The sequence below is a fragment of the Streptomyces griseorubiginosus genome (assembly GCF_017614965.1).
GTDB classification, from domain to species: domain Bacteria; phylum Actinomycetota; class Actinomycetes; order Streptomycetales; family Streptomycetaceae; genus Streptomyces; species Streptomyces griseorubiginosus_B.
The window spans coordinates 1-9,687 of sequence record NZ_WVUG01000322.1 but is presented as its reverse complement, the minus strand read 5'-3'; the positions used below and the strand labels follow the sequence as shown (position 1 = coordinate 9,687).

Annotated in this window: 8 protein-coding genes and 2 tRNA genes; 4 read left to right on the top strand and 6 right to left on the bottom strand. The window is 69.7% G+C overall.

Annotated features, from left to right (window positions below):
• Positions 1-78 precede the first annotated feature (78 nt).
• From hisN to GRC12_RS37155, 3 genes are all read left to right on the top strand, one after another.
• A complete protein-coding gene (hisN, locus tag GRC12_RS37165) occupies positions 79-879 on the top strand; it encodes a histidinol-phosphatase (protein WP_133044536.1) in 801 nt (266 codons plus the stop codon).
• A gap of 180 nt (positions 880-1,059) precedes the next feature.
• On the top strand, positions 1,060-1,458 hold the full coding sequence (locus GRC12_RS37160; protein WP_208784550.1) for a CBS domain-containing protein: 399 nt from the start codon (positions 1,060-1,062) through the stop codon (positions 1,456-1,458).
• A gap of 180 nt (positions 1,459-1,638) precedes the next feature.
• Positions 1,639-2,055: a Fur family transcriptional regulator gene (locus GRC12_RS37155; protein ID WP_133044534.1), complete on the top strand. Its 417-nt coding sequence runs from the start codon at positions 1,639-1,641 to the stop codon at positions 2,053-2,055.
• A 117-nt stretch (positions 2,056-2,172) separates the two neighbouring features.
• On the opposite strand, the gene GRC12_RS37150 is transcribed toward GRC12_RS37155, so the two are convergent.
• The 4 genes from GRC12_RS37150 to GRC12_RS37135 all read right to left on the bottom strand — a co-directional run bounded on the left by GRC12_RS37150 (position 2,173) and on the right by GRC12_RS37135 (position 7,413).
• Positions 2,173-2,246: transfer RNA gene (locus GRC12_RS37150), tRNA-Met, on the bottom strand.
• A gap of 99 nt (positions 2,247-2,345) precedes the next feature.
• Positions 2,346-4,154: a tetratricopeptide repeat protein gene (locus GRC12_RS37145; RefSeq protein ID WP_208784547.1), complete on the bottom strand. Its 1,809-nt coding sequence runs from the start codon at positions 4,152-4,154 to the stop codon at positions 2,346-2,348.
• Between the two features lie 205 nt (positions 4,155-4,359).
• Positions 4,360-4,433: transfer RNA gene (locus GRC12_RS37140), tRNA-Met, on the bottom strand.
• A gap of 43 nt (positions 4,434-4,476) precedes the next feature.
• Positions 4,477-7,413, bottom strand: coding sequence for a UPF0182 family membrane protein (locus GRC12_RS37135; protein WP_244374349.1), 2,937 nt, complete (start codon positions 7,411-7,413; stop codon positions 4,477-4,479).
• A gap of 166 nt (positions 7,414-7,579) precedes the next feature.
• On the opposite strand from GRC12_RS37135, the gene GRC12_RS37130 reads away from it, so the two are divergent.
• Positions 7,580-8,122: a PPA1309 family protein gene (locus tag GRC12_RS37130; protein ID WP_208784542.1), complete on the top strand. Its 543-nt coding sequence runs from the start codon at positions 7,580-7,582 to the stop codon at positions 8,120-8,122.
• Between the two features lie 99 nt (positions 8,123-8,221).
• Here GRC12_RS37130 and GRC12_RS37125 read toward each other — a convergent pair whose 3' ends face one another.
• Positions 8,222-9,319 (bottom strand): YlbL family protein, encoded by a 1,098-nt coding sequence (locus GRC12_RS37125; protein WP_208784540.1) that lies wholly within the window; start codon positions 9,317-9,319, stop codon positions 8,222-8,224.
• 51 nt (positions 9,320-9,370) lie between these two features.
• Positions 9,371-9,535 carry a hypothetical protein gene (locus tag GRC12_RS37120; RefSeq protein WP_165954872.1) on the bottom strand — a complete coding sequence of 55 codons (165 nt, stop codon included), beginning with the start codon at positions 9,533-9,535 and terminating at the stop codon, positions 9,371-9,373.
• Positions 9,536-9,687 lie beyond the last annotated feature (152 nt).

Genomic DNA, 9,687 nt, shown 5'->3' with positions numbered 1-9,687 from the left:
CCCCCCGCACCGTCCCGCACCGATCACCCGTCGGCCCCCTATGGCCCCGCACCGACCACGCCGGATACCGTTCGTCACATGCCGGACTACCTCGACGACCTCCGCTTCGCCCACGTCCTCGCGGACGCCGCCGACGCGGCGACCATGGACCGTTTCAAGGCCCTCGACCTCAAGGTCGAGACGAAACCGGACATGACCCCGGTGAGCGAGGCGGACAAGGCGGCGGAGGAACTCATCCGCGGCCAGCTCCAGCGCGCCCGCCCCCGCGACGCGGTCCTCGGCGAGGAGTACGGCATCCAGGGCACCGGCCCGAGGCGCTGGGTGATCGACCCGATCGACGGCACCAAGAACTACGTACGCGGCGTCCCCGTCTGGGCCACCCTCATCTCCCTGATGGAGGCCGGCGACACCGGCTTCCAGCCCGTCGTCGGCGTCGTCTCCGCCCCCGCCCTCGGCCGCCGCTGGTGGGCCGCGAAGGGCCACGGCGCTTTCACCGGCCGCAGCCTGTCCTCGTCCTCCCGGCTGCACGTCTCGCGGGTCTCGAAGCTGACGGACGCCTCGTTCGCGTACTCCTCGCTGAGCGGCTGGGAGGATCAGGGGCGGCTGGGCGGCTTCCTGGACCTGACCCGCGAGGTGTGGCGCACACGCGCGTACGGCGATTTCTGGCCGTACATGCTGGTCGCGGAGGGCGCGGTCGACATCTGCGCGGAACCGGAGCTGTCCCTGTGGGACATGGCCGCCAACGCGATCATCGTGACGGAGGCCGGCGGCACCTTCACCGGGCTCGACGGCCGCCCCGGCCCGCACAGCGGCAACGCGGCCGCGTCGAACGGCCTGCTGCACGACGAGTTGCTGGGGTATCTCAACCAGCGCTACTGAGGCAGACCGAAACACACAGATGAGCGCGCACGCCCTCAATCGGCCGCCCACGCCCCCTTGTTGACCCCCGCTTTACCTGCCACTCTGAGAGTTCCCCCACTTGTGAACTTGTGAATCCCTGAACTATCGGGCACCGGGAGCCCGACGGTGACGGATTCCATCAGGAGGTGGCTCGAAACCATGCTCGTCCGCGACGCCATGAGCACGGTGGTCCTCACCATCGGCCCCGCACACACCCTCCGCCAGGCGGCCGCCCTGATGTCGGCGCGCCGCGTCGGCGCGGCCGTGGTCCTCGACCCCGACGCCGGCGGCATCGGCATCCTCACCGAACGGGACATCCTCAACGCCGTCGGCCTCGGCCAGGACCCCGACACGGAGCGCGCCCACGCCCACACCACCACCGACGTCGTCTTCGCCGCACCGTCCTGGACCCTGGAGGAGGCGGCTCGCGCCATGGCGCACGGCGGCTTCCGCCACCTCATCGTGCTGGAGCGGGGCGAGACCGTCGGCATCGTCTCGGTCCGCGACATCATCCGCTGCTGGGCGCCCGCGCGGCAGCAGATGGCCACCCTCCCCTAGACCACCCGCCTTCCCTGGACCGGCCTCGCCTGGCCCCACCTGCGCTAGCCCCACCTGCGCTAGCCCGACTTGCCCTGGCCCCACCTGCCCTGGCCCCACCTGCCCTGGCCTCCGCCGATTAGACCCCGTCTAAAATCACACCCATTCGCGACCTGGTCCCTTTCTGTTAGGCTGGACAGCATGAGCGACCTTCTGGAACGGCTGCGCGGACGCGGATGGCGGATGACCGCGCAGCGACGCGTCGTGGCCGAGGTCCTCGACGGCGAGCACGTGCACCTGACCGCCGACGAGGTCCACGCCAGAGCCGTCGCCAAGCTGCCCGAGATCTCCCGGGCGACCGTCTACAACACGCTGGGGGAGCTGGTCTCCCTCGGCGAGGTCCTCGAGGTCGCCACGGACAAGCGGGCCAAGCGCTACGACCCGAACGCTCACCGGCCGCACCACCACCTGGTCTGTGCCCGCTGCGGCGCCATCAAGGACGTCCACCCGAGCGGCAACCCGCTCGCCGACCTCCCCGACTCCGAGCGCTTCGGCTTCACGGTCTCGGACGTCGAGGTCACCTACCGCGGCGTCTGCCCGAACTGCGCGTCCGCGTAACCGCACTTCCGAAGCCCCGGCACCGCTCTGGCGCCGGGGCTTCGTGCTGTCCAGGGGCTCCTTGGAAACGCCGAGGGGCCGGAACCCATCTCTGGGTTCCGGCCCCTCGGCCATCAGTAGCGGGGACAGGATTTGAACCTGCGACCTCTGGGTTATGAGCCCAGCGAGCTACCGAGCTGCTCCACCCCGCGTCGGTGAACGCAACATTACGTCAGCGACACCTGGGGAAGCAAATCGCTTACGACCAGCGCTCTCGTCCCGAACCCCGAACCGCCCCTGGTCCCCCGGCCTCATGCGGACAGCTCCTCCCGCAACGCGTCCCGCAACCGGGCCGCCCGCTCCGAGACCTCCCCCGGCCCCAGCGATACCGCACGATCGGCCCACCGCTGCCCCTCCGCCAGCTCGCCCCGACGCGCGTAGACGAGGGCCAGCCGCAGCGCCGCCCGCCCGTGCCCGGCGTCAGCGGCCCGCGTCCACCACACGGCGGCCTCCGGCTCGCTGCCCTCCCGGGCCAGCAGCAGCCCCAGATTGAAGGCGCCGTTGCGCGACCCGGCCTCCGCGGCCAGCCGGTACCACCGCGCGGCCTCCACGACGTCCCCGCGAGCCGCCGCCATCATCCCGACCCGCACCTGTGCCCGCCGGTGCCCCTGGGAAGCCGCCCGCTCGTACCACTCCTCGCACTCGGTCTTCTCGTGCACCGTCTCGCCCAGCTCGTGCGCCGGCTCCGGCGGCCGCCGGGCGTCCAGCACGGTCGCCAGCCGGTACGCGGCCTCGGCGCTGCCGCCGCCGGCCGCGCACCGCAGATGCCGCTCGGCCGCCGTCTCGTCCCCGTCGCGCAGCCGCGCGATGCCGACCTGCAGCGCCGCCTCGGTGTGCCCGGCGGCCGCGGCACGCTCGTACCACCGCAGCGCGACGACGTCCTCGCCCCGCCCTGCGTACAGGATCCCCAGGTTGAACGCGGCGTCCACACTCCCGGCCTCGGCCGCCTTGGAGAACCACGGCTCGGCCCCGGCCGTGTCCCCGCCCTGCAGCAGCAGGATGGCCAGCGCGTTCGCCGCCTCCCGGTGCCCGGCGTAGGCGGCCCGCCGGTACCACTGCTCGGCCTGCGCGGTCCGTCCCTGCTCGGCGCAGAGCAGCCCGAGGTTGTAGGCGCCGTTCACATCGCCGGCGTCCATCGCGGCCCGGTACCACCGCTCGGCGGTCTGCGGCTCCCCGCGCTCGGCGTGCAGCGCCCCCAGCGCGTTGGCCGCGTTGCCGTCCCCGTCCTGCGCGGCCCTGAGCCACCACACGGCGGCGCTCTCGGTGTCCCCGGCGTCCCGCAGCAGGAAGCCCAGCGCGCAGGCGGCGCGCGCCTCGCCGTCCTTGGCGGAGGTCAGATACCAGCGCCCGGCCTCCTTGAGCTCGCCGCGCTTCTCCAGGATCGCCCCGAGCTGCAGCGCGGCCCGGCGGTGTCCGCGCGCGGCGGCCTGGCGGTAGAACCGCTCGGCCTCCTCCAGCGGCGCGACACCGTTGTCGGCCCCGTCCTCGCCCTCGTCGGCCGCTCTGCGGTCGAGCACGCGTGCCAGCCGGTACGCGGCCTCCCGGTGCCCGCGCTCGGCGGCGGCCCGCATCCACTCCTCGGCCCCGCCGTCCCCGCGGTGCTCCAGCAGGTCGGCGAGCGCGTACGCCCCGAGGGGGTGGCCCTGCTCGGCGGACTGCCGCAGCCAGTACTCGGCGGCGGGCTCGTCGCCGCGCTCGCGGTGGTGGCGGCCCAGCGCGTGCGCGGCCGCGGCGGATCCGGCGACGGCGGCGATCCGCCACCAGCCGGCCGCCTCCTCGGCGTAGCCGCGCTGGTGCAGCAGGACTCCCAGGTTGTTGGCGGCGGCGCGGTCGCCCGCGGCGGTGGCGGCACGCAGATGGGGCTCGGCTCCGTCGAGATCGCCACGGCGCAGCAGCATGGCCCCGAGAACACTCATCGCCTCGACGTCGCCGGCCTCGGCGGCGAGCCGCTGACGCAGTTCCTCGGCAGCCTCTTCAGCAGCCTCCCCCGCGTCCCCCTGGGATGGCTGCACAAATCGCCCTGTCTCGAACAGAGTTGCCTTGTCCCCCATAACGTCCATCGTCGCACCACCTGCAACCTGGGTACACCTGGTATACCGCAGCCAGTGAGGTCACTTCAGCGTTTTGTCGACATGCCCACAGAGAGACAAGTCAAACACACGGCACGCGACTCCCCGAGGCGGCACGGCGGTCCCCTCCCCCGGCACATCCGTTCGCACATCACGAAGGCCCGGATCCTTGGAGGATCCGGGCCTTCGACTGCAGTAGCGGGGACAGGATTTGAACCTGCGACCTCTGGGTTATGAGCCCAGCGAGCTACCGAGCTGCTCCACCCCGCGTCGTTGTTGTGCAACCGTATCACGACGCGGGAGGGGCAGTTGATCAGCTGCCGCCCGAACTGCCGCTTGGGCTGGGACTGCTGCTGGGCTTGGCACTGCTTCCGCTCTTGTTGCCGTTGCCGCTGGTCCTGTCGGCCTGGGACTGCGCGGCCTCGGCCCGCTTGAGCGCGTCCTCGAGGTCCTTCTGCGCCTTGCCGTATGCCGTCCAGTCGTTCTTCTTCAGGGCCTCCTGGCCCGCGTCGAAGGCCTTCTGGGCGTCGTTCAGGGCCTGTTGGACCGTCGGGTTGCTGGACGTCGGCGGCGGGGTGGTCGTCCCCTGGTCCGGCGGCGAGGTCGAACTCTGCGCCCCGAAGACCTTGTTGAGGGCCTCGTCCAGGGTGTTCTCGAAGGCGGTGTTGCCTCCGTAGGTCACCAGCACCTTCCGCAGCAGCGGGTACTTCAGTCCACCACCGCGTACGTAGACCGGCTCCACGTAGAGCAGTCCTCCGTCGAGAGGCACCGTCAGCAGGTTGCCGTACTCGATGTCGGAGTCGCCGCCCTTGAGGAGTCTGATCGCCGCGGCGATGTCCTGCTCGGAGTTGAACTTGCTCTGGACCTGTTTGGGTCCGTCGACGGTCGTGCTCGTCGGCAGTTTCAGGATTCTGATCTTGCCGTAGTCACTGGTGCCGGCGTCGGCGTCGACCGCCATGAAGGCGCTGAGGTTGTCGCGGCCGTTCGGTGTGAAGGTCGTCGTCAGCGAGAACGCCTGCGCGGACTGCCCGGGCATCTTCATGCTCAGGTAGTACGGCGGCACCGCGTTGCCCGACTTGTTGGTCGGGTCGTCCGGCACCTGCCACACCTCACTGCCGGTGAGGAAGGTCTGCGCGTCGGTGACGTGGTAGCGGGTGAGCAGCTCGCGCTGGACCTTGAACAGGTCCTGCGGGTAGCGGAAGTGGGCCCGCAGGTCGGGCGAGATGTCCGCCTTCGGCTCCACCGTGCCCGGGAACGCCTTCATCCAGGTCTTCAGGACGGGGTCCTCGGTGTCCCACTGGTAGAGCTTGACCTCACCGGTGTACGCGTCGACGGTCGCTTTCACCGAGTTGCGGATGTAGTTGACCTGGTTCTGCTGGGCCACCACCGCGCGGTTGTTGTTGGTCGCGGTCAGCGAGTCGGCCGTCGTGTCGCCCAGCGTCGTACGGGAGGCGTACGGATAGCCGTTGGTGGTGGTGTACGCGTCGACGATCCACTGGATACGGCCGCCCACCACCGCCGGATATGCGTCGCCGTCGATGGTCAGCCAGGGCGCCACCGCCTCGACGCGCTCCTTGGGCGTGCGGTTGTAGAGGATCCGCGAACCCTTGCCGATCGCGCCCGAGTAGAGGATCTGCGGCTCGTTGAACGCCACCGCGTAGGCGGCCCGGTTGACCGGGTTGTCGAGGTTGATCCCGCTCTTGCCCTTGTAGCTGGTGGTCTTCTCGCCGCTGTCGTCGGAGTAGTCGATCTCCTTCTGGGGACCGCCGACGATCGAGTACGTGGTGGTCTTCTCGCCGTAGTAGATCTGCTGTTTGTACTCGCCCAGGTCACCCGTGGACGGCAGATCGGACTCGGTGAAGACGGGCTGGCCGTCCTCGACCTCGGTGCCCTTGGCGGCGACCACGCCGTAGCCGTGGGTGTAGCGGAAGTGGTCGTTGATCCAGTTGTTCTTCGGGATGCCGTTGAGGTTCAGCTCCCGCAGACCGATGACGGTGTCCTGCTCCTTGCCGTCCTTGCTGTACCGGTCGACGTCCAGATTGTTCGGGAACGCGTAGTAGTTCCTGATCTGCTGGAGCTGCTGGAAGGTCGGCGAGACGATGTTCGGGTCCAGGATGCGGATGCTCGCCGTGGAGTCGACGTCGTCGCGCAGCTTCGTCTGGTCCTTGGTGGTGCTCGTCCCCGAGTACTCGGTGACCTTGGTGTCGTCGATGCCGTACGCCTCGCGGGTCGCCTTGAGGTTCTTCTGGACGTACGGGGCTTCCTTGGCCTGCTCGTTGGGCTGGACCTGGAACTTCTGCACGATCGCCGGGTACAGGCCGCCGATCAGGATCGCCGAGAGCACCATCAGCCCGAAGCCGATCACGGGCAGCTGCCAGGTGCGTCGCCACAGGGTGGCGAAGAACAGCAGCGCGCAGATGACGGCGATGCAGAACAGGATCGTCTTCGCCGGCAGATAGGCGTTGGCGTCGACGTACCTGAGGCCGGTCCAGTTGCCGGTCGCCTTGAAGTCGCTGGACTTGACCGCGAGGCCGTACCGGTCGAGCCAGTACGCGACCGCCTTCAGCGCGACGAAGATGCCGAGCAGCACGGAGAGATGGCCGGTGGCGGCGGCGGTGGCGCGCGCGCCCGGGGAGGTGACCCTGAGGCCGCCGTACAGGTAGTGCGTGAGCGCGGCGGCGATCAGCGAGAGGATCGCGGCGGCGAAGCCGAAACCGAGCAGGAACCGGTACCAGGGCAGGTCGAAGGCGTAGAAGGAGACGTCGAGGTGGAACTGGGGGTCCTTCTGGTGGAAGGGCACGCCGTTGACCCACATCAGCCAGGTCCGCCACTGACTGGAGGCGGAGGCACCGGCGATCAGGCCGACCAGCGCGGTGATCCCGAGCAGCAGCCACTTCTTGTACGGCGCGATGCCCATCCGGTAGCGGTCCAGGCTCTGCTGCTCCATGGACATGGCACTCAGCGGGGGCCGCAGCCGGTGCGCGAGCCAGATGTTGACGCCGACCGCGAGGGCCATCAGCACACCGAAGACGAAGAACAGGCCGATCTTCGTCCACAGCGTGGTGGTGAAGACGGACGAGTACTTCACCGAGCGGTACCAGAGCCAGTCCGTCCAGAAGCCCGCGAACATGGTGAAGGCCATGCCCAGAACGGCGAGCACGCCCAGTGTCATGAGCAGGGCCCGGACTCGCCGGGACGGGCGGCCCGCTCTGATCCGTGGCCCCGTCGGGCCTCCGCCGCGGTCCGGCATCTGGAAAGCCAAGGTGCGCACCTCGAAGTCGCTGTCGGTTCGTCAGGCCCCCGGGTGTTCGTGAGCCCCTCCGTGGCCCCTCGTGATCGCGGGCCCACACCTATGCAACTTACTCACCGTTTACTCGGTTCCCGATTCCGGCCATGAACGAGGCAGGATTGTGACCATGTCCAACACCCCCATGGCGGCGAGCCCGCTCACCCGGGCCGTGCTCGAGATCGACGAGTACGCCTCCGGCCTCGGCTGGGACCAGCCCGCCCGCCTCTTCGCCCTCGTAGACACCGCTCGGCTGCGGGCCGAGGAACCGGCTCTCGCCGCCCAGCTCGGCCTGGAGGACGAGCAGGAGTCCTCGGGTCTCACCCCCGTCGAGCAGGACGAGATCCCGGCGAACAGCCCGCTGGACGAGTTCCTCGCCACCATCGCCTGGCCCGACGCGGTGGCCGGCTGCGCGCTCACCGTGGAGCGGCTGATGCTGCCGCCGTCCGCCGAGGCGTCCGTCCCGGAGGGCCTGGACGACCGGAAGCTCGCCCGCTGGGTCGCCGAGCACCCGGACCGGCAGGAGGTCCGGATGACGGTGGCGGTCCTGCGCGACGGCGCCCGCGAGTCGGCCCTCAGGCTCCGCGAGAAGGACGCGCCGACGGAGGTCCTGACGGGCTCCGACCTCGTGCCCGGCCTCGCCGAGGCCCTGGCGGCGACCTTCGAGGACTGACCTCTTCGGGCACGACGAGAGGATCGACCTCTTCGGGTACGACGACCGGGGGCGCCCCTGCTGTGCGAGGCGCCCCCGTCGTCGTACCGGAACCGCTTGTCAGCCCTTGGTCGTGCACTTCGGCAGGGCGGCGGTGTCACCGCTGCGGATGTCCTTCAGGGCGCCGAGGGCGTCCGCGATCGTGTTCACCTTGACCAGCCTGAGCCCGCCGGGGGTGTCCTTGGCCGCGGCGGCGCAGTTCTCCGCCGGGGTCAGGAAGTACTGGGCCCCCTTGCTGCGCGCGCCGACGGTCTTCATCTCGATGCCGCCGATCGGGCCGACCTTGCCGGTGTCGTCGATCGTGCCGGTGCCGGCGACGAACTTGCCGCCGGTGAGGTCGCCCGGGGTGAGCTTGTCGTAGATGCCGAGGGCGAACATCAGGCCGGCGCTGGGGCCGCCGACGTCGGCGAGCTTGATGTCGATCGAGAACGGGAAGGTGTGGTCGGTCCCCGCCGAGATCCCCACGATGGCCCGCTTCGGGTCGCTGTCGTCCGAGGTGGCGGTCTTGATCGTGATGTCCTCGGTCCTGGTCGCCGTCTTGTTCGCCTTCTCGGCGGCGGCCTGGTCCTTCGCGGGCACGACCGTGAAGACGACGTTCTGGCCAGGCTGGTGCTTGGTCACCAGCTTCGCCACGTCCGTGGGCTGCTTGACGGCGGTGCCGTCCACGGCCTTGATCACGTCTCCGGCGTGCAGTCGGCCCTCGGCAGGCGAGTCCTTCACCACGGTCGAGACGATCACCCAGGACTTCACCGGGATGTTCAGTTCCTTCAGGGCGGCGACCTTGGCGCTCTCCTGGGACTGGCTGAACTCCTCGGCGTTCTCCTGGGTCGACTGCTCCTCGGTCTTGCCGTTCGGGTAGAGCGTGTCGTGCGGCACGACCTTGTAGTCGTGCGCGAGCCATCCGTAGACGGCCTCGACGAGGTTCATCTTGTAGTCGGCGCTGGTGACCCGCACCGTGGTCATGTTCAGATGCCCGCTCGCCGCGTAGGTCTTGTGCCCGGAGATCTGCAGCACCGGCTCGCCGTCGTGGTCCCCCAGCGTGTTCACGGTGGGCCCGGGGGACATCTCCGAGTACGGCACGGGGATGAAGACTCCCGCGCACAGGAGCGCGATCAGCATCAGGGTGGAGGCGAGCATCGTCGCGGTGCGGCGTGGCATGCCAAGACAGTACGGGACGACGCTGTCAGCGCACCGTCAGCCCCACCTCTGTCATGTACCGGAGTGGGACTTCTCCATGGCCTCGCGGAAGCGCGCGTACCCGTCGAGCTCGGGTCCGTCGCTGCGTACCTTCCGGGTCCGGTTGGCCCAGCTGCCCCACAGACCGGCGACGATCCCGGCCATCAGCGGAATCAACAACCAGACGAGCGCTCCCATGCCGACCTCCCAACCCCGGTGAGCGACCGCAAGAACTGACTGATCAGCAGATTAACCGTCCGCACTGACAACGCTCACGGCAGGGGTGCGGTTACGCAACCGGAGGACCGGCGAAGGGGTTTCAGCAGGCTCCGACCCGCCCTCCCGCCGCC

Excerpts from the sequence above, each read along its gene's own strand:
- GRC12_RS37145 (WP_208784547.1), bottom strand. The coding sequence starts at position 4,154 with ATGGACGTTATGGGGGACAAGGCAACTCTGTTCGAGACAGGGCGATTT.
- GRC12_RS37160 (WP_208784550.1), top strand. The coding sequence starts at position 1,060 with ATGCTCGTCCGCGACGCCATGAGCACGGTGGTCCTCACCATCGGCCCC.
- GRC12_RS37125 (WP_208784540.1), bottom strand. The coding sequence starts at position 9,319 with ATGCCACGCCGCACCGCGACGATGCTCGCCTCCACCCTGATGCTGATC.
- hisN (WP_133044536.1), top strand. The coding sequence starts at position 79 with ATGCCGGACTACCTCGACGACCTCCGCTTCGCCCACGTCCTCGCGGAC.
- GRC12_RS37120 (WP_165954872.1), bottom strand. The coding sequence starts at position 9,535 with ATGGGAGCGCTCGTCTGGTTGTTGATTCCGCTGATGGCCGGGATCGTC.
- GRC12_RS37130 (WP_208784542.1), top strand. The coding sequence starts at position 7,580 with ATGTCCAACACCCCCATGGCGGCGAGCCCGCTCACCCGGGCCGTGCTC.
- GRC12_RS37155 (WP_133044534.1), top strand. The coding sequence starts at position 1,639 with ATGAGCGACCTTCTGGAACGGCTGCGCGGACGCGGATGGCGGATGACC.
- GRC12_RS37135 (WP_244374349.1), bottom strand. The coding sequence starts at position 7,413 with ATGCCGGACCGCGGCGGAGGCCCGACGGGGCCACGGATCAGAGCGGGC.